The organism is Streptomyces maremycinicus (genome assembly GCF_001184025.1).
GTDB lineage: Bacteria > Actinomycetota > Actinomycetes > Streptomycetales > Streptomycetaceae > Streptomyces > Streptomyces maremycinicus.
Map to the genome: position 1 here is coordinate 256,097 of NZ_BBYG01000012.1, position 18,144 is coordinate 274,240.

Here is an 18,144-nt window from a genome sequence, read left to right on the forward strand (position 1 = left end):
ACCCCGAGGGGCACCGACTGTCAGTGCGGTGCGTCAGACTGGTCCCCGTTGGTCCTGCCCCTCGCCGGGGCCGACCACACCGAGACAGACGACGAAGGCCAGGCAGGGCGAGAAGCGCCGGCAACAGCAGGAGGCGGCAAGAGTGAAGATCCGGGTGGAACGCGACGTACTCGCGGAGGCCGTGGCCTGGGCGGCACGCAGCCTCCCGGCCCGTCCGCCGGCGCCTGTCCTCGCCGGCCTGCTGCTGAAGGCCGAGGACGGCCAGCTGAGCCTGTCCAGCTTCGACTACGAGGTCTCCGCGCGGGTCTCCGTGGACACCGAGGTCGAGGAGGAGGGCACGGTCCTCGTCTCCGGCCGCCTGCTGGCCGACATCTGCCGCGCCCTGCCGAACCGCCCGGTGGAGATCTCCACAGACGGTGTACGGGCGACCGTGGTCTGCGGTTCCTCGCGCTTCACGCTCCACACCCTGCCCGTGGAGGAATACCCGTCCCTGCCGCAGATGCCGAACGCGACGGGCACGGTCCCGGGCGAGGTCTTCGCCTCCGCCGCGGCCCAGGTGGCCATCGCCGCCGGCCGTGACGACACGCTGCCGGTCCTGACCGGTGTGCGCATCGAGATCGAGGGCGACACGGTCACCCTGGCCTCCACCGACCGCTACCGCTTCGCGGTCCGCGAGTTCCTGTGGAAGCCGGAGAACCCGGACGCCTCCGCGGTCGCCCTGGTGCCCGCCAAGACGCTCCTGGACACCGCCAAGGCGCTCACGAGCGGCGACAGCGTCATCCTGGCGCTGTCCGGTTCCGGCTCGGGCGAGGGCCTGATCGGCTTCGAGGGCGCGGGCCGCCGTACGACGACCCGGCTGCTGGAGGGCGACCTCCCGAAGTACCGCACGCTGTTCCCGACCGAGTTCAACTCCGTCGCCGTGATCGAGACCGCCCCCTTCGTGGAGGCCGTCAAGCGTGTGGCCCTGGTCGCCGAGCGCAACACCCCGGTGCGGCTCAGCTTCGAGCAGGGCGTGCTCATCCTGGAGGCCGGCTCCAGCGACGACGCACAGGCTGTGGAGCGGGTCGACGCCCAGCTCGAGGGCGACGACATCTCGATCGCCTTCAACCCGACCTTCCTGCTGGACGGCCTCAGCGCCATCGACTCCCCGGTCGCCCAGCTGTCCTTCACGACGTCCACGAAGCCCGCGCTGCTCAGCGGCAAGCCGGCGCTGGACGCTGAGGCGGACGACGCCTACAAGTACCTGATCATGCCGGTGCGCCTCAGCGGCTGACGCCGCCGCCGCGGTCCGGCCGGTCGTCCACAGGCGGTGGACGACCGGGGCGGTCCCTGGGGAGAAGCCACGGTGAATCCCCAGGTGGGGTCGTACGTCTGAGCGCGTATGCCCACAGGTGTGCGTGACCGTCCGGGTTTAGGCTCGGACATGGGTACGAAGGTGCCCCACACGCCACACAGCGACCTAAGGAACAACTGATGGAGCTCGGTCTCGTCGGCCTCGGCAAGATGGGCGGCAACATGCGCGAGCGGATCCGCCGCGCAGGCCACACCGTCGTCGGATACGACCGCAACCCGGACCTCGCCGATGTCCACAGCCTGGAAGAGCTTGTGGGCAAGCTCGAGGGCCCGCGGGTGGTCTGGGTGATGGTCCCGGCAGGTGCGGCCACCCAGTCGACCGTCGACCAGCTCGCCGAGCTGCTGGAGCCGGGCGACGTCGTCGTGGACGGCGGCAACTCCCGTTGGACGGACGACGAGAAGCACGCAGGTGAACTGGCCGCCAAGGGCATCGGGTTCGTCGACTGCGGAGTCTCCGGCGGCGTCTGGGGCCTGGAGAACGGCTACGCGCTGATGTACGGCGGCGACGCGGAGCACGTGGCCAAGGTGCAGCCCGTGTTCGACGCCCTCAAGCCCGAGGGCGACTTCGGCGCGGTGCACGCCGGCAAGGTCGGCGCCGGCCACTTCGCGAAGATGGTCCACAACGGCATCGAGTACGCCATGATGCAGGCCTACGCCGAGGGCTGGGAGCTGCTGGAGAAGGTCGACTCCGTCACGGACGTGCGCGAGGTCTTCCGCTCCTGGCAGGAGGGCACGGTCATCCGGTCCTGGCTGCTCGACCTGGCGGTCAACGCCCTCGACGAGGACGAGCACCTCGACAGGCTCCGTGGCTTCGCGCAGGACTCGGGCGAGGGCCGCTGGACGGTCGAGGCCGCCATCGACAACGCCGTGCCGCTGCCCGCGATCACGGCCTCGCTGTTCGCGCGGTTCGCCTCCCGCCAGGAGGACTCGCCGCAGATGAAGATGATCGCGGCGCTGCGCAACCAGTTCGGCGGCCACGCGGTCGAGAAGAAGTAATCCACAGGGTCGCTCCGCGATCCACAACCCTGGGGGAGGTCGGCGAACGACCATGCACGTCACGCATCTGTCGCTGGCCGACTTCCGCTCGTACGCCCGGGTCGAGGTTCCGCTCGATCCGGGCGTCACCTCGTTCGTGGGCCCCAACGGGCAGGGCAAGACGAACCTCGTCGAGGCCGTCGGTTACCTCGCCACCCTCGGCAGCCACCGGGTCTCCTCGGACGCGCCCCTGGTCCGCATGGGCGCCGACCGCGCGATCGTCCGGGCACAGGTCAGACAGGGCGAGCGGCAGCAGCTGATCGAGCTGGAGCTGAACCCGGGCAAGGCCAACCGCGCCCGCATCAACAGGTCCTCGCAGGTCAGGCCCCGTGATGTGCTGGGCATCGTCCGGACCGTGCTGTTCGCGCCCGAGGATCTCGCGCTGATCAAGGGCGATCCCGGTGAGCGGCGCCGTTTCCTCGACGAGCTGATCACCGCGCGTTCCCCGCGGATGGCGGGGGTGCGCTCGGACTACGAGCGGGTGCTCAAGCAGCGCAACACGCTCCTGAAGTCGGCCGCGCTCGCCCGGCGGCACGGCGGGCGCACCATGGACCTGTCGACGCTCGACGTGTGGGACCAGCATCTCGCGCGCGTGGGCGCCGAGTTGCTGGCCCAGCGCCTCGACCTGGTCGCCGCGGTCCAGCCGCTCGCCGACAAGGCGTACGAGCAGCTGGCGCCCGGCGGCGGTCCCGTGGCCCTGGAGTACAAGCCGTCCGCGCCCGGGGAGGCACACACGCGTGAGGACCTCTACGGGCAGCTGATGGCCGCGCTCGCGGACGTCCGCAAGCAGGAGATCGAGCGGGGTGTGACCCTGGTGGGTCCGCACCGGGACGACCTGCTCCTCAAACTCGGTCAGCTGCCCGCCAAGGGGTACGCCTCCCACGGTGAGTCCTGGTCGTACGCGCTGGCGCTGCGGCTGGCCTCGTACGACCTGCTGCGGGCCGAGGGGAACGAGCCGGTGCTGGTCCTGGACGACGTCTTCGCGGAGCTCGACGTCCGTCGGCGGGAGCGGCTGGCGGAGCTGGTGGCGCCCGGTGAGCAGGTGCTGGTGACGGCGGCGGTCGACGACGACGTCCCGCATGTGCTCGCGGGGGTCAGGTACGCGGTGGCCGAGGGGTCGGTGGAGCGCGTATGACCGCCGAAGAGCCCGCCAAGCGGGTTCCCGAGCCGTCCGGCGTGGATCTCGCGCGGGTGGCGCTCCGCGCGGCCCGCGAGCAGGCACGCGCGCGGGGGGACGCGGCGCAGCAGAAGAAGCAGGCGCGGCGCGGTGGCGGTCTGCGCTCCGGCGCCCGCGCGGACGGCCGCGACCCCATGGCGCTGGGCGCGGCGATCAACCGGCTGCTCAACGAGCGCGGCTGGGAGGCGCCGGCCGCGGTGGGCGGTGTGATGGGCCGGTGGCCGCAGATCGTCGGCGAGGACGTGGCCAAGCACTGCGTGCCGGAGAAGTACGACGAGGACGAGCGGGCGCTGATCGTGCGCTGTGACTCCACGGCGTGGGCGACGAACCTGCGGCTGCTCGCCCCGACCCTGGTCGCGCGGCTCAACGAGGATCTGGGCCACGGCACGGTGCGGGTGATCAAGGTGCTCGGTCCGAGTGCTCCCGTGCGCCGCTACGGCCCCCTCAGAGCCCCTGGGAGCACCGGTCCCGGCGATACCTACGGGTGACGTGCGTCACGCTTTTCGAGGCCGGGACGGGTCCGTGCGGACCGCCCGGCCTCTGTCGTGTGTGCCCGCGTGCGGGTGCGAATCCGGACGTGACTCCCAAGTAGCCAAGGGTTGACACCCGGAAGCGCTGAGTGCCTCCGTGAGCCTCTTGGAGCCCCCTTCCGTATATCGGGACCCGGAAGAGACCGGTTGAGGGCGGCACATGCGGACTCAGGTACCCGCAAACCCCCATCAGTGTCAGTGCTACCGGTAGACTGGAAGCCAATCCCGCCCCGAACGTGGGGACCGCCCGGGAGAAGCTGAGCAACGCTGATCAAGGCTTACCAACGCAACATGCCGCAGCCGCTCCGGCAACCTGCCGACGAGCCTGGCTGGTGCTGTGCCAGAAAGGGCGCTTCGTGGCCGATTCCGGCAACCCCAACGAGAACATCCCGTCCACCGACGCCGGCGCGAGCGGCGAGGCAGCCGCCTCGACCAGCGAGGTCACCACCTCGTACGACGCCAGCGCCATTACCGTCCTCGAGGGTCTGGACGCGGTCCGTAAGCGACCCGGTATGTACATCGGCTCGACCGGCGAGCGCGGCCTGCACCACCTCGTGTACGAGGTCGTCGACAACTCGGTCGACGAGGCGCTGGCCGGCCACGCGGACACCATCGACGTGACGATCCTGGCCGACGGCGGCGTCCGTGTCATCGACAACGGCCGCGGTATCCCGGTGGGCATCGTCGCGTCCGAGGGCAAGCCGGCCCTCGAGGTCGTGCTGACCGTGCTGCACGCGGGCGGCAAGTTCGGCGGCGGCGGCTACGCGGTCTCCGGTGGTCTGCACGGCGTCGGCGTCTCGGTCGTGAACGCCCTGTCGAGCAAGGTCGCGGTCGAGGTCAAGACCGACGGCCACCGCCACACGCAGGACTACAAGATGGGCGTCCCGACCGCCCCGCTCGTCAAGCACGAGGCCACGGACGAGACGGGCACGTCGGTCACCTTCTGGGCCGACGCCGACATCTTCGAGACCACGGAGTACTCCTTCGAGACGCTCTCGCGGCGCTTCCAGGAGATGGCGTTCCTCAACAAGGGTTTGACGATCAAACTCACCGACGAGCGCGAGTCGGCGAAGGCGACCGCCGGGGCGGACGAGGCGGGTGCGGACGAGAAGGACGAGGTCAAGACCGTCACGTACCACTACGAGGGCGGCATCGTCGACTTCGTGAAGTACCTCAACTCCCGCAAGGGCGACGTGGTGCACCCGACGGTGATCGACCTCGAGGCGGAGGACAAGGAGAAGAGCCTCTCCCTCGAGGTCGCCATGCAGTGGAACAGCGGTTACAGCGAGGGTGTGTACTCCTTCGCCAACATCATCCACACGCATGAGGGCGGCACGCACGAGGAGGGCTTCCGCTCGGCGCTGACGAACCTCGTCAACAAGTACGCGCGCGACAAGAAGCTGCTGCGCGAGAAGGACGACAACCTCACGGGTGACGACATCCGCGAGGGTCTGACGGCGATCATCTCCGTCAAGCTGAGCGAGCCCCAGTTCGAGGGCCAGACGAAGACCAAGCTGGGCAACACGGAGGCGAAGACCTTCGTCCAGAAGGCGGTCTACGAGCACCTCAACGACTGGCTGGACCGCAACCCGGTGGAGGCGGCGGACATCGTCCGCAAGGGCATCCAGGCGGCCACCGCGCGCGTGGCGGCCCGCAAGGCCCGTGACCTGACCCGCCGCAAGGGTCTGCTGGAGTCGGCGTCCCTGCCGGGCAAGCTCTCCGACTGCCAGTCGAACGACCCCACCAAGTGCGAGATCTTCATCGTCGAGGGTGACTCCGCCGGCGGCTCGGCCAAGTCCGGCCGCAACCCGCAGTACCAGGCGATCCTCCCGATCCGGGGCAAGATCCTCAACGTCGAGAAGGCGCGGATCGACAAGATCCTCCAGAACCAGGAGATCCAGGCGCTGATCTCCGCCTTCGGCACCGGTGTGCACGAGGACTTCGACATCTCCAAGCTCCGCTATCACAAGATCATCCTGATGGCGGACGCCGACGTCGACGGCCAGCACATCAACACCCTGCTGCTGACCTTCCTGTTCCGCTTCATGCGGCCGCTGGTCGAGGCCGGGCACGTGTTCCTCTCCCGTCCCCCGCTCTACAAGATCAAGTGGGGCCGGGAGGACATCGAGTACGCGTACTCCGACCGGGAGCGCGACGCCCTGCTCGAGATGGGCCGTCAGCGCGGCAAGCGGGTGCGCGAGGACTCGATCCAGCGCTTCAAGGGTCTCGGTGAGATGAACGCCGAGGAGCTGCGCATCACGACCATGGACCAGGAGCACCGCGTCCTCGGCCAGGTCACCCTCGACGACGCCGCCCAGGCCGACGACCTGTTCTCGGTCCTGATGGGCGAGGACGTCGAAGCGCGCCGCGCCTTCATCCAGCGCAACGCCAAGGACGTCCGTTTCCTCGACATCTGAGTCGGTCTCAGCTGACCGCGTCAGAAAGGATTCTCACCAGCAATGACCGACGAGAACACTCCCGTCACGCCTGAAGAGGGCGGCGACGTCGTGATGCGTATCGAGCCCGTCGGGCTCGAGACGGAGATGCAGCGCTCGTACCTCGACTACGCGATGTCCGTCATCGTCTCCCGTGCGCTGCCGGACGTCCGCGACGGCCTCAAGCCCGTCCACCGCCGCGTCCTGTACGCCATGTACGACGGCGGCTACCGGCCCGAGAAGGGCTTCTACAAGTGCGCCCGCGTCGTCGGCGACGTCATGGGCAACTACCACCCGCACGGCGACTCCTCGATCTACGACGCGCTGGTCCGTCTCGCGCAGCCGTGGTCGATGCGGATGCCGCTGGTGGACTCCAACGGCAACTTCGGCTCTCCCGGCAACGACCCGGCGGCCGCCATGCGGTACACCGAGTGCAAGATGATGCCGCTGTCCATGGAGATGGTCCGCGACATCGACGAGGAGACCGTCGACTTCACGGACAACTACGACGGCCGCTCCCAGGAGCCGACGGTCCTGCCGGCCCGCTTCCCGAACCTGCTGATCAACGGCTCGGCCGGTATCGCGGTCGGCATGGCGACCAACATCCCCTCGCACAACCTGCGCGAGGTCGCGGCCGGCGCCCAGTGGTACCTGGAGAACCCGGAAGCCTCGCACGAGGAGCTGCTGGACGCCCTCATCGAGCGCATCAAGGGCCCCGACTTCCCGACCGGCGCGCTCGTCGTCGGCCGCAAGGGCATCGAGGAGGCGTACCGCACGGGCCGCGGCTCCATCACGATGCGCGCGGTCGTCGAGGTCGAGGAGATCCAGAACCGCCAGTGCCTGGTGGTCACGGAACTGCCGTACCAGGTGAACCCGGACAACCTCGCGCAGAAGATCGCCGACCTGGTGAAGGACGGCAAGATCGGCGGCATCGCCGACGTCCGTGACGAGACGTCGTCGCGCACCGGCCAGCGCCTGGTCATCGTCCTCAAGCGGGACGCGGTCGCTAAGGTCGTCCTCAACAACCTCTACAAGCACACGGATCTCCAGTCGAACTTCGGCGCCAACATGCTGGCCCTGGTCGACGGTGTCCCGCGCACCCTCTCCCTGGACGCGTTCATCCGCCACTGGGTGACGCACCAGATCGAGGTCATCGTCCGCCGTACGCGCTTCCGGCTGCGCAAGGCCGAGGAGCGGGCGCACATCCTGCGCGGCCTGCTGAAGGCCCTGGACGCCATCGACGAGGTCATCGCGCTGATCCGGCGCAGCGACACCGTCGACATCGCGCGCACGGGCCTGATGGAGCTCCTGGAGATCGACGAGATCCAGGCCAACGCCATCCTCGAGATGCAGCTGCGCCGACTGGCCGCCCTGGAGCGCCAGAAGATCATCCAGGAGCACGACGAGCTCCAGGCGAAGATCACCGAGTACAACGCCATCCTGGCCTCGCCGCTGCGCCAGCGCGGCATCGTGAGCGAGGAACTGGCCGCGATCGTCGAGAAGTACGGCGACGACCGCAAGACGATGCTGGTGCCCTACGACGGTGACATGTCCATCGAGGACCTGATCGCCGAGGAGGACATCGTCGTCACCATCTCGCGCGGTGGCTACGTCAAGCGCACGAAGACGGACGACTACCGCTCCCAGAAGCGCGGCGGCAAGGGGGTGCGCGGGGCGAAGCTGAAGGAGGACGACATCGTCGACCACTTCTTCGTCTCCACCACGCACCACTGGCTGCTGTTCTTCACCAACAAGGGCCGGGTGTACCGGGCGAAGGCGTACGAGCTGCCCGACGCCGGCCGTGACGCGCGTGGACAGCACGTCGCGAACCTGCTGGCCTTCCAGCCGGACGAGGCGATCGCCGAGATCCTCGCGATCCGCGACTACGAGGCGGCGCCCTACCTGGTCCTGGCGACCAAGGGCGGTCTGGTCAAGAAGACGCCTCTGAAGGATTACGATTCGCCGCGTGCCGGTGGTGTCATCGCGATCAACCTCCGTGAGACGGAGGACGGTTCCGACGACGAACTGATCGGAGCCGAACTCGTCTCGGCCGATGACGATCTGCTTCTGATCAGCAAGAAGGCGCAGTCGATCCGGTTCACCGCCACGGACGAATCCCTGCGGCCCATGGGCCGTGCCACCTCGGGCGTCAAGGGCATGAGCTTCCGCGAGGGAGACCAGCTGCTCTCGATGAATGTTGTTCGACCCGGTACGTTCGTGTTCACTGCCACAGACGGCGGGTACGCGAAGCGGACCGCCGTCGACGAGTACCGCGTCCAGGGTCGCGGCGGCCTGGGTATCAAGGCTGCCAAGATCGTCGAGGACCGCGGTTCGCTCGTCGGCGCGCTGGTGGTCGAGGAGACCGACGAGATCCTCGCCATCACGCTGTCCGGCGGTGTGATTCGTACGCGAGTCAACGAGGTCAGGGAGACGGGCCGTGACACCATGGGCGTCCAACTGATCAACCTGGGCAAGCGCGATGCCGTCGTCGGTATCGCTCGTAACGCCGAGGCGGGGCGCGAGGCGGAGGAGGTCGACGGCGAGGTCGCCGTGGACGAGACCGCCGAGGCAGCCACGACCACCGGCACGGACGAGGGTGAGTCGCCCTCGTCCGAGTAGCACGAGGAGTGAGTCATCGTGAGCGGAGCCACGGGCGCCGGTACGTCTGCCGGTACGGGAAAGAACGGCGGCGGCCGTGGCTCCGCCGCGCCGGCGGGGGACGCGCGTACGACCGACGCGCGGGGCGCCGGGGGTGCCGACGGACGTGCGGCGGACACCCACACGACCCAGTTGAAGGCCATAAAGCCCCCTGCGGCCGACTCGCCCTCACCCTCGACCGACACGCAAGGATCGAAGGGATCCCAGGGGGGAACCGTGACGGACAGCAGAGGTTCGCAGGCCCAGCAGGAGGCATCGCCGCTCCCCGGTGAGCGCCAGCCGCAGCAGCCCGCCGGGCCTTACCACCCGCCGCAGGCCTACCCGACGCAGGCGCCGGGGGCGCCGGCCGCGGGCGGCGCCGGTACCGGTGCGGTACGGCGTCCGCGGACCGGGGCGCGCACCACGCCGCGGGTGCGCAAGGCGCGGCTGCGCGTGGCGAAGGCCGACCCCTGGTCGGTGATGAAGGTCAGCTTCCTGCTCTCCATCGCCCTGGGCATCTGCACGATCGTCGCGGCCGCCGTGCTGTGGATGGTCATGGACGCGATGGGCGTCTTCTCGACGGTGGGCGGCACGGTGTCGGAGGCGACGGGCTCGAACGAGTCCAACGGCTTCGACCTCCAGTCGTTCCTGTCGCTCTCCCACGTCCTGATGTTCACGGCGATCATCGCGGTCATCGACGTCGTCCTGGCGACGGCTCTCGCGACGCTCGGCGCGTTCATCTACAACCTGTCAGCGGGCTTCGTCGGAGGCGTCGAGCTGACGCTGGCCGAGGACGAGTGAGCTGCTCCGTCGTAGCGGTTCCCGACCCTGCCGTGCGTCCCGCGACTATCGATTTTGGGACTGCCCAGGTCGTGCGCTAATCTTCAGGAGTCAGCGCGCGGGACACACACCGCAGAGCGCGGCGGGGCTATAGCTCAGTTGGTTAGAGCGCATCCCTGATAAGGATGAGGCCACAGGTTCAAATCCTGTTAGCCCCACCAGCCAGAAGACCCCCGGTCCGTTGGACCGGGGGTCTTTTTTGGCGTCGGTCGCCGGTGCGGGCGGTCGTGACCGGTCGTGGGTGGGTCAGGGTCTCGGCTCGGGCTCCCATTGGTCGGGGCCCACGCCGCGCCAGTCGATCCAGGGGGAGCCCGCTATGTCCGCGGGGTCGATCTCCAGTCCGGCGCGTCGGAGGAACTCCGCGATGTCGGCGACGTTGTGCGCCAGGCCCAGGATCTCGCCGTCCACGCGAACGCGTCGGCCGCTCCTGGCGGAGGGCGGATGCACCGTCACACGGCTCGGTCCGGGCAGGTCTCCAGGGTCGTCCGAGGTGGGGGTCATCCGGTCATCCGTCCACGCGTGTCCGTGGCCCGGCCTTCCAGGTGGCGCAGTTCCCACCACGCCGAGGGGCTGGGACGCCGTTGCCGCCAATAGGGATGGAAGAACACCTGGACGGACAGCCGGTGCAGACGCCGCCGCAGCGCGGTGCGACCGGGCCGAGCGGCGAGCTGCCGGTAGACGGCGCTCCACTCCTGCTGTGCTTGGACGAGATCGTCGGGGAACCGTCGCATGACGGAATTCAATCATGTGTTCGATTTACTGCGCCATCCGACACGTCGGGCACCGTCGGCGTCGGGTGGACATGGCGAAGGCCCGGTTGCTCCGGGGGAGCTGCCGGGCCTGCGAGTTCGCCGTTACGTCGGGGGAGGCGGCACGTGGCGTGCCGGGGGCTCAGCGCTGGAGCGGGGTGGCCGGCTCGGCGGGGTCCGCGGAGTCGCAGGAGGCGGTGGTGTGCTCGGCCGCTTCGGTGTCCGGGAGGCCGCGGTGGCGGCAGCTGGGCGACTTGCCGTGCGCCTCGGCGCGGATGCGCTGCTTCATCGTGGGGGGCAGGGAGCGGGCTTGGGTCCCGACCCAGGGAGCCGCGGCCGTCGGCCACGCCGTCGTGTCCGTGGTGGCCACCCACTCGCTGCCGTGCGTCGGAGCGGTCTGCGCCGTCGCCGCGGCGGCGGTCGTGGTGATGAGTCCGAGCGCCGTGCACAGCGCGAGGAAGGCGGTGACGATGGCGGTCCACAGCTTGATGACCCGGTTCTCGGGCATGGCCCCTCACTTTCGGGTTGGGCGATTTGCGTACTTTCCTCATGATGTGTATGGACGGCTCGAAGTGGTGGACCGACGCTCGCGGCGTGGCGTTGTTCTGATGAACACCACCCGGATGGATGCAAGGCGCTCTAAAAGCGGAGAAGTGAGGATCAGATGGGATGAGGGCGGACAAAAATCACCGTCCGTGCGGGTGTGATCACCCTCCGATCGGAGTGATGTGATCCGCTTCTACTGCGCTGCCGAGGGCGGGAGTTGAGCGGCGGACGCAGGTCACCGATCGGTATCGGTCGGTGTGTATAGTCGGGCGCCAGAGGTCCCCTACGTCAAGGAAAGACGAGGTCGCGCGGTGAAGAAGCTTCTCCTGGTCGCACTGGCCGCCATCGGCGGGCTCCTCGTGTACCGCCAGATCCAGGCGGATCGCGCCGAGCAGGATCTGTGGACGGAGGCGACTGACTCCGTGCCCACGGGTTCGTGAGTATCGATACCGAAGACTGAACAGACCCCGGCCGCGCTCGCGGTCGGGGTTTTGTGTTGCGGCTCCCCCGACCCGGGGTTAGAGGCGGGTTTTTCGGACGCTCGTACGGAATGCGGGGGCGGCACGCGCGCGTGCGGGGGAGGATGGCCCACATTCGGTCGAAGGCGAGGGGGCGGGATCGCGATGGCCCGGCGTGCGGGGCGTGGAGCGGCTGTGTGGCGGGCCGTCGTGCGGAGCGCGGTCGTAGGAGCGGTGCTCGGCGGGTCGTCGGCGGTACTGCCCGGACCGGCCGCCGTGGCCGCGCCGGACGTCCCCTCGTACGCCTTCGCCGACGACGTCCGCAGCGCGCCCGCGGCGACGGGCACCACCGGCGCCGCGCGCCTGGAACCCGGCGCGACGTACCGCAGCTCCCTTCAGACCCGGGACACGGGCGGGGGCGCGGCCGGTGACACAGACGGGGACACGGGTGAGGGCCAGGGCAAGGGCAGGGCCTACTACCGACTCGAACTCGACGGTGTCTCCGACGTGTACGTCGCCGTGACGGCGATCCCGCGCGCGGAGGCCGTGCTGTCGCCCGGGGACGGGATGAGCGTCTCCGTCCAGGACGCCGACAGCACCACGTGCTCCACCGACTCCGTGACCGTCGGCGCCGCCAGGAGCCCGCAGCCGCTCACCGCCTGGGGGGCGCGCGAACTCCTGCCGGGCAAGGGGCTGTGCCAGAAGGCCGGAACGTACTACGTCGTCGTCGAGCGCACCGGGACCAGCACCGGCACCGGCACCGGGGGGGCGGACACGGACCTCGCCGACGCCCAGCCCTGGGATCTGGAGCTCGCGCCCGTCTCCGAGGCGCCCCTGGCGAAGGCGGCCGCCACGAGCGTGCCCGAGGTGTGGGACTCCGCCACGCCCACGCCCCTCGTGGACGAGCCGGCCGGTGTCCGGGGCGGGGCCGGCTTCACCGCGGCGGCCGCCGTGCGACAGGGTGTCTGGAGCGACGAGATCGTCCCCGGGCAGACCCTCTTCTACAAGGTGCCCGTCGACTGGGGGCGGCAACTGTCCGCCACCGTCGACCTGGGCAGCGCGGACAAGAGCTCCGGGTACGTGGTCGACGCCCTGGACCTGACGCTCTACAACCCGGTCCGAGCCTCGGTCAAGGAGACCGGCATCGGATACGGCGGCAGCCAGAAGTCGGCCTCGCTGCCGCCGGTGCCGCCGGTCGGATACGCCAACCGGTACGCCCCGACCGACCCGACGAAGTCCCTGCGGTTCGCCGGCTCCTACTACCTCGTGGTGCATCTCGCCGCGCAGGTCGCCGAGGGTTTCGGCGACGGGCCCTACGGACTCACCCTGCGCGTCCGTCTCGGCGGCAGCACGCGGGCCGGTCCGGGGTACGCGCGGCAGTCGGTGCCGCGCGGGTTCTTCGACGTCGGCGCGCCGGACCCCGTCCTCTCGGTGGGCGCGGGCGCGGGTGCGGCGGGCGCGGACGCGGCGGGGGACGGTGCGTCCGGTGACGACCCCGCGATGAAGGCGGTCGCCGTGGGCGGCATCGGCTCCGGAAGCGTGCTGCTGACGGTGCTCGGGGTATGGACGCTGACCGCGCGGCGCCGGGCGGCGGCTCAGATGCGCGTCAACGCCCAGAACCCCACGGCGTAGCAGGCCAGCGCGAGGAACAGCAGCGGCAGGGCGACCCTGGCGGGCGGGCCGGGACGACCGCGCCGGGCGGCACGATGCCCCCGGCGACGGCCGTGCGCCGACACGATCTGCGGAGCTTGCGGGGCCTGGGGGGCTTGGGGGGCCTGAGCGGTGTACGAGGCGGTGGACACCTCGCCGCGGTGCCCACGGGTGGGCAGCACGAACGTGGGCTCGTACGGCGGCGCGGCCATGGGGCCGGGCGTCGGCGCGTAGGCGGGAGGATGCGGAGTGGGGGGCTCCGGGGTTCCGGGTCCGGAGAAGAAGCCGTTCGAGCCGGTGGAGCCGGGTGGTTCGGTCGGGGTGGCCGCCGGTCGCGGGGGTGGCAGGTGGAAGCTGCCGGTGTCCGACATGGAGGGAGCGGGGGCGGGCGCGGCGGCGGAGTCCGAGGCTGCCGAGCCTGGTGTCGGTCGCGTGGGCCGACGGGAGTCGGTGGGCGCCGAGTCCGGGTGCTGCCGTGGGTCGTTCGGCACCGACCCCGGGGCGAAGCCTGGCGCGGCCGGTACGGATCCCCCGCCCGACCACGCCGTCCCGGAACCGCCACCGGTAGCGCTACCGGCGCCAGTACCGCGACCGGCGCCGTCACCGCCGCCGGTGCCCGCGCCCCTGCCGGTGCCCGCGCCCCTGCCGGTCTCCGCACCGGTGCCCGCGCCCGTACCAGTTCCCGTATCCGACCGGGCCGGAGTCGGCGCTCCGTCCGGCCAGGAGCGCGGACCGTGTGTGCCCGGGTGGGCAGGAGCGCCGGGTGCCGCTGGACCGGAGGAGAGGGGTCCGGTGCCCGCAGGGGCTGCACCGGGGGCCACCTCGGGCCGGGCGGGCAGCGAACCGGTGCCCTGTCCGGTGGTCCGGGTCCCGCTGCCAGGTAAGCCGGAACCCGTACCCCCGCCGTACGGAACGACACCCCGCCCACCGTCCGCAACGACACCGCCGCCGCCGTCCGGACCGAGACCCCCGACCCCGCCGTCGGGAACGAGACCGCCGCCACCCTCCGAACCGAGACCGCGGCCATCCTCCGAACCGAGACCGCCCCCGCCGTCCGAAGGGTGATTCGGGTCGGGTGTGGTCGGGGGGTGGGGCCGGCCGGGGTCGGTGGCCGGGCGGGGGGACAGGGAGTGGCGGGGCCTCGGCGGGCCGGGAGGGCCGTCGGGGCCGAAACCCGGTGGCAGGGGGCCGAGTTGGTCGAAGATCTCGATGAGCTCGTCGTCCGGGCCGGGCTCGGGCAGCAGCTCGGCGGCCGCCGCGAGGGCTTTGCGCGCCCCCGTGGCCGTACGGAAGCGTGCCTGCGGGTCCGGCTGGAGCAGAGTGGCGACCACCTGCCACAGCGGCTCCGGAACGCTCTTGGGGGCGCCCGGGGTCCCGTGTTCGGCGAAGTACTGGACGAGCGCCTTGGCGTCCGGTTTCGCGCCCTCCAGCAGATACAGCGCGACCAGACCGACGGCGAACAGGTCGGCGGGGAAGTCCGGTTCGGCGCCCATCATCTGCTCGGGGGCGAGGTAACCGGGCGTTCCGACCACGAGGTTGGTCTCGGTCAGCCGGGGCTCGCCCAGTCGCATCGCGATGCCGAAGTCGGAGAGCCTGAGGCGTGGCCGGGCCGTACCGGTCGCCTCCAGAAGGATGTTGGCGGGCTTGATGTCGCGGTGCACGACACCCTCCGCGTGGACCGCGGTGAGCCCGGAGAGCAACTGGTCGAGCAAGGTGCACACGAAGACCGGGGGCAGCGGGCCGTAGTCGCCGACGAGATGGACCAGCGAGCCGCCGGCCACCAGATCCATGGTGAACAGGACCTTGTCGTCGTCGGCGGCCCAGCTGGCGGGCGCGAGCACATGAGGGTGGTCGATCCGCAGCGCCTGCTCGCGGACGAAGCGCAGCAGCGCGTGCGCGTCGCTCTGCTGGAGCACTTTGGCGGCCACGTAGCGGCGGCGGCGGTGGTCCCAGGCGCGCCAGACCGCGCCGACCCCGCCACGGCCGATCGGGTCGGCCAGTTCGTACCGTGCGGCGAACACCTCACCCATGGCTGTGCGTCGCTCCTCCCCCTGGTCCCGCTCGGTCCCGCTCGGGTCTCCCCCTCTGCTTCCCCCGCGATGAGCGATACGACCCCCGTGTGCCCCCTGCTCCGTGCCCCCCGAGCCGCCGACTGCCCGGCTGCCGAACCCCCTTCGGCGACCGGGCCGAGGGCTCAGCTCTGGTGGGACTGGTAGTGCGTCACCGCGTCGGAGGTACGGCCGGCGCCGTACACCCGGAGGAACTCTGCCAGTTCGGGGTGGGTCGGGGCGAGGGTGTCGGCGGCGTCGATGATGTCGCCGGCGGCGGCGACCGAGCGCAGCAGGGACTGGATCTCGCGGACGACGCGCTTGACCGTGGGTGCTCCCGAACCACTCGTCGTCTGTGTGGTGTTGCTGAGCACCGAGCCTCCCTGCGACCGCTTGATCTCGTCCATGCGCTCGGTGGCCTCGGCGGCGCTGACGCTGCCGTCCGCGACCTGTGACGCCAACTCCTGGAGCAGCTGAACCCGCTGCACCACGGCCGGGTTGCCGATCTTCGCCCGCTGACCGCTCATCAGCTGCGACAGCATCGGCGCCGAGAGTCCCAGTACCCCAGCGAGACGAGCCTGGTTGAGGCCAAGATCGTCGATGAGCTTACGGAAGAGCGCCCCCAGCGGCTCCCCGTACCAGTTCCGCTGAAGTTCCCGCGCTCTCGCGGTCGCTTCTTGCTGTGCGGCGTCCATTGCGTCTCCCCATCGCTTCCCCAGAAACCGCGGTTCGCTCCAGCGAACCGCGTCCGAGCATCTTACGGAGAGTGGTCATCCGGGGGGACCCCCCATCTTTTTGCGAGATACCCCGGGTGACCCGGTACTCTGGTCTGCGGCGCCCGCCGGTGCGAGGTTTTCCGGCCGGACGTCTCTTGCGGGGCCTTAGCTCAGTTGGTAGAGCGCTGTCTTTGCATGGCAGATGTCAGGGGTTCGACTCCCCTAGGCTCCACCCACAAGACCCCGCCCACCTGCGCAAACGCAGGTGGGCGGGGTCTTTTCGACGCGTGGGGAGACAGTGGACCGCGGGCCGCTCAGCTGCGGTCGTCGCGGTTCGCGGCCTCCTCCTCGGCTTCCTTGGCCTGGACCTCGGGGTCGAGGACCGACGGGTCGGTGGTGCCGTCCACCGAGGCCAGGCCGCCCGAGGCGGGCACCTCGGTGGCGGCCGGCGGCTCGACCAGCCAGTCCGGGTTGGCCTGCTTGTCCCACCACTTCCAGGCCGCGTAGGCGCCGCCGGCGACCGCACCGAGGACGACCAGTGCCCTGGCGAGCTTGCCCGCCTTGGCCCGACGCCGGTGCTTGCGCGTCAGCTTCTCGATCTCCTTCGGCGTCACCTGGCCGCGCAGGGCGGCCAGCGCGGCGACGCCTCGGGCGGCGGCCTCGTCCCTCATGGGCCCGGCCGCGGCGACCGCCTGTTCGATCCTCGGCCGGGAGTAGTCGGCGGCCTGACGTGCGGCCAGCCGGGTGCGGGCGGCCGCTTCCTGCGCGGCCAGGTCGACCTTCGGCGGGACATGGGTCTTCGCCTGTTCCAGACGCGGGGCGACGTGGGCGTCGTACTGCACGCGGGCCTGTTCTGCGGCGAGCGACACCTTGGGCGCGAGCCGTACACGGGCCTCGTGCGCGTAGAGCGCGGCCCGTTCCTTGGCCGTGTCGGCGTAGGGCGCCACCACTTCCGCGGCGTGCAGCACGCTGTCCTTCGCCGAGCCGGTCGCGGCGCGCACGCTGTCGATGCGGGTCACGGGTTCCTCCTCCTCGGTGGCGTACGGTATTTCGACTTTCCACCCTTTTACGGATCATGCCTGTCGATGACCGTCCCGGCACGCGTGGACGGGCATATGGGTGCTGATCACATGCGATAGGGGACGGATCAGGGGCAATGTCATAGAGGGTCGACAGAGCGACAAAGCCGACGATGCCACGGATCGGCGCCGCCCGCTCCCCTCCCGGACGGGTCGGATGCTTTTGTGTACCCGGAGCGCCGCGTCTGATGCCGGAACGAGCCGTCGGACATCGCCTGTCCCGGGCCGTGCGAGGATCTGGGGGTCACAAAGAGACAACGGAAGGCAGACCGTGGCCGAGCACCTGTACGCCACCCTGAAGACCAACCACGGCGACATCGAGATCCGGCTCTTCCCGGACCACGCCCCGAAGACGGTCAAGAACTTCGTCGACCTCGCCACCGGTGAGCGTGAGTGGGTCAACCCGGCGACCGGCGTGCGGTCCAAGGACAGGCTGTACGACGGCACCGTCTTCCACCGGGTGATCAGCGGGTTCATGATCCAGGGCGGCGACCCGCTGGGCAACGGCACCGGCGACCCCGGCTACCAGTTCGAGGACGAGTTCCACCCCGACCTGCGCTTCGACCGGCCCTACCTGCTGGCCATGGCGAACTCCGGCCCGGCCACCAACGGCTCCCAGTTCTTCATCACCGTCTCCCCGACGGCCTGGCTGACCCGTAAGCACACCATCTTCGGCGAGGTCGTCGACCCGGCCGGCCAGAAGGTGGTGGACGCCATCGCGGCCGCCTCGACCAACCCGCGCACCGACCGTCCGCTGAAGGACGTCGTCATCGAGTCGGTCGTCGTCGAGAGCCGCAAGGGCTGAGGCGACGGCCACGGGAAGCCGCGGGGAACCAAACGCCCTGCTCGTCCGTAAGGATGGGCAGGGCGGTTCCTTTCCGACTGCGCCGA

General features: G+C 70.3%; 16 protein-coding genes and 2 tRNA genes. 12 read left to right on the forward strand and 6 right to left on the reverse strand.

What is annotated here, in order from left to right; all coding sequences use genetic code 11:
• Positions 1-142: 142 nt before the first annotated feature.
• The 8 genes from dnaN (at position 143) to AOQ37_RS14270 (ending at position 10,168) form a co-directional block, all read left to right on the forward strand.
• Positions 143-1,273, forward strand: coding sequence for a DNA polymerase III subunit beta (gene dnaN / locus AOQ37_RS14235; protein ID WP_062644862.1), 1,131 nt, complete (start codon positions 143-145; stop codon positions 1,271-1,273).
• Positions 1,274-1,473: 200 nt separating this feature from the next.
• A complete protein-coding gene (gene gnd, locus AOQ37_RS14240) occupies positions 1,474-2,349 on the forward strand; it encodes a phosphogluconate dehydrogenase (NAD(+)-dependent, decarboxylating) (RefSeq protein WP_062644863.1) in 876 nt (291 codons plus the stop codon).
• Positions 2,350-2,401: 52 nt separating this feature from the next.
• Positions 2,402-3,523, forward strand: a complete 1,122-nt coding sequence (gene recF, locus AOQ37_RS14245; RefSeq protein WP_062644864.1) for a DNA replication/repair protein RecF — start codon at positions 2,402-2,404, stop codon at positions 3,521-3,523.
• Positions 3,520-4,053: a DciA family protein gene (locus tag AOQ37_RS14250; protein ID WP_062644865.1), complete on the forward strand. Its 534-nt coding sequence runs from the start codon at positions 3,520-3,522 to the stop codon at positions 4,051-4,053. Before recF ends, AOQ37_RS14250 begins: the two co-directional genes overlap by 4 nt.
• 374 nt (positions 4,054-4,427) lie before the next feature.
• A complete protein-coding gene (gyrB, locus tag AOQ37_RS14255) occupies positions 4,428-6,512 on the forward strand; it encodes a DNA topoisomerase (ATP-hydrolyzing) subunit B (RefSeq protein ID WP_062644866.1) in 2,085 nt (694 codons plus the stop codon).
• 42 nt (positions 6,513-6,554) lie between these two features.
• Entirely contained in the window at positions 6,555-9,149 is a 2,595-nt protein-coding gene (gene gyrA / locus AOQ37_RS14260; protein ID WP_062644867.1) for a DNA gyrase subunit A, read from the forward strand.
• An 18-nt stretch (positions 9,150-9,167) separates the two neighbouring features.
• Positions 9,168-9,968: a DUF3566 domain-containing protein gene (locus AOQ37_RS14265; RefSeq protein ID WP_078890176.1), complete on the forward strand. Its 801-nt coding sequence runs from the start codon at positions 9,168-9,170 to the stop codon at positions 9,966-9,968.
• Positions 9,969-10,091: 123 nt separating this feature from the next.
• Positions 10,092-10,168 (forward strand) — tRNA-Ile (locus tag AOQ37_RS14270).
• A gap of 85 nt (positions 10,169-10,253) precedes the next feature.
• On the opposite strand, the gene AOQ37_RS14275 is transcribed toward AOQ37_RS14270, so the two are convergent.
• The 3 genes from AOQ37_RS14275 to AOQ37_RS14285 form a co-directional block, all read right to left on the reverse strand.
• Positions 10,254-10,508 carry a hypothetical protein gene (locus tag AOQ37_RS14275; protein ID WP_199825006.1) on the reverse strand — a complete coding sequence of 85 codons (255 nt, stop codon included), beginning with the start codon at positions 10,506-10,508 and terminating at the stop codon, positions 10,254-10,256.
• Positions 10,505-10,738: a DUF8825 domain-containing protein gene (locus tag AOQ37_RS14280; RefSeq protein WP_062644869.1), complete on the reverse strand. Its 234-nt coding sequence runs from the start codon at positions 10,736-10,738 to the stop codon at positions 10,505-10,507. The genes AOQ37_RS14275 and AOQ37_RS14280 overlap by 4 nt, the downstream gene beginning before the upstream one ends.
• A 160-nt stretch (positions 10,739-10,898) precedes the next feature.
• Positions 10,899-11,264, reverse strand: a complete 366-nt coding sequence (locus AOQ37_RS14285; RefSeq protein ID WP_062644870.1) for a DUF6344 domain-containing protein — start codon at positions 11,262-11,264, stop codon at positions 10,899-10,901.
• Between the two features lie 349 nt (positions 11,265-11,613).
• Here AOQ37_RS14285 and AOQ37_RS38685 point away from each other — a divergent pair, with 349 nt between their 5' ends.
• On the forward strand, positions 11,614-11,742 hold the full coding sequence (locus AOQ37_RS38685) for a DLW-39 family protein (RefSeq protein WP_003999697.1): 129 nt from the start codon (positions 11,614-11,616) through the stop codon (positions 11,740-11,742).
• Positions 11,743-11,955: 213 nt separating this feature from the next.
• The gene (locus AOQ37_RS14290; protein WP_062644871.1) at positions 11,956-13,392 is read left to right on the forward strand and encodes a hypothetical protein; all 1,437 of its coding nucleotides are present in this window, start codon (positions 11,956-11,958) and stop codon (positions 13,390-13,392) included.
• Here the strand turns inward: AOQ37_RS14290 and AOQ37_RS14295 are convergent.
• Both AOQ37_RS14295 and AOQ37_RS14300 read right to left on the reverse strand, forming a co-directional pair.
• Positions 13,356-15,440, reverse strand: a complete 2,085-nt coding sequence (locus tag AOQ37_RS14295; RefSeq protein ID WP_062644872.1) for a serine/threonine-protein kinase — start codon at positions 15,438-15,440, stop codon at positions 13,356-13,358. The two genes, AOQ37_RS14290 and AOQ37_RS14295, sit on opposite strands and share 37 nt — an antisense overlap.
• A gap of 164 nt (positions 15,441-15,604) precedes the next feature.
• Entirely contained in the window at positions 15,605-16,153 is a 549-nt protein-coding gene (locus AOQ37_RS14300) for a helix-turn-helix domain-containing protein (RefSeq protein ID WP_062644873.1), read from the reverse strand.
• A gap of 180 nt (positions 16,154-16,333) precedes the next feature.
• On the opposite strand from AOQ37_RS14300, the gene AOQ37_RS14305 reads away from it, so the two are divergent.
• A tRNA-Ala gene (locus tag AOQ37_RS14305) sits at positions 16,334-16,406 on the forward strand.
• Between the two features lie 82 nt (positions 16,407-16,488).
• Here the strand turns inward: AOQ37_RS14305 and AOQ37_RS14310 are convergent.
• Positions 16,489-17,193, reverse strand: a complete 705-nt coding sequence (locus AOQ37_RS14310; protein WP_062644874.1) for a DUF5324 family protein — start codon at positions 17,191-17,193, stop codon at positions 16,489-16,491.
• 331 nt (positions 17,194-17,524) lie between these two features.
• Between AOQ37_RS14310 and AOQ37_RS14315 the strand changes: the two genes are divergently transcribed.
• Complete coding sequence (locus AOQ37_RS14315) at positions 17,525-18,058, forward strand: peptidylprolyl isomerase (RefSeq protein ID WP_062644875.1); 534 nt, start codon at positions 17,525-17,527, stop codon at positions 18,056-18,058.
• Positions 18,059-18,144: the final 86 nt, after the last annotated feature.

Excerpts from the sequence above, each read along its gene's own strand:
- gnd (WP_062644863.1), top strand. The coding sequence starts at position 1,474 with ATGGAGCTCGGTCTCGTCGGCCTCGGCAAGATGGGCGGCAACATGCGC.
- recF (WP_062644864.1), top strand. The coding sequence starts at position 2,402 with ATGCACGTCACGCATCTGTCGCTGGCCGACTTCCGCTCGTACGCCCGG.
- AOQ37_RS14250 (WP_062644865.1), top strand. The coding sequence starts at position 3,520 with ATGACCGCCGAAGAGCCCGCCAAGCGGGTTCCCGAGCCGTCCGGCGTG.
- gyrA (WP_062644867.1), top strand. The coding sequence starts at position 6,555 with ATGACCGACGAGAACACTCCCGTCACGCCTGAAGAGGGCGGCGACGTC.
- AOQ37_RS14275 (WP_199825006.1), bottom strand. The coding sequence starts at position 10,508 with ATGACCCCCACCTCGGACGACCCTGGAGACCTGCCCGGACCGAGCCGT.
- AOQ37_RS14280 (WP_062644869.1), bottom strand. The coding sequence starts at position 10,738 with ATGCGACGGTTCCCCGACGATCTCGTCCAAGCACAGCAGGAGTGGAGC.
- AOQ37_RS14285 (WP_062644870.1), bottom strand. The coding sequence starts at position 11,264 with ATGCCCGAGAACCGGGTCATCAAGCTGTGGACCGCCATCGTCACCGCC.
- AOQ37_RS14295 (WP_062644872.1), bottom strand. The coding sequence starts at position 15,440 with ATGGGTGAGGTGTTCGCCGCACGGTACGAACTGGCCGACCCGATCGGC.
- AOQ37_RS14300 (WP_062644873.1), bottom strand. The coding sequence starts at position 16,153 with ATGGACGCCGCACAGCAAGAAGCGACCGCGAGAGCGCGGGAACTTCAG.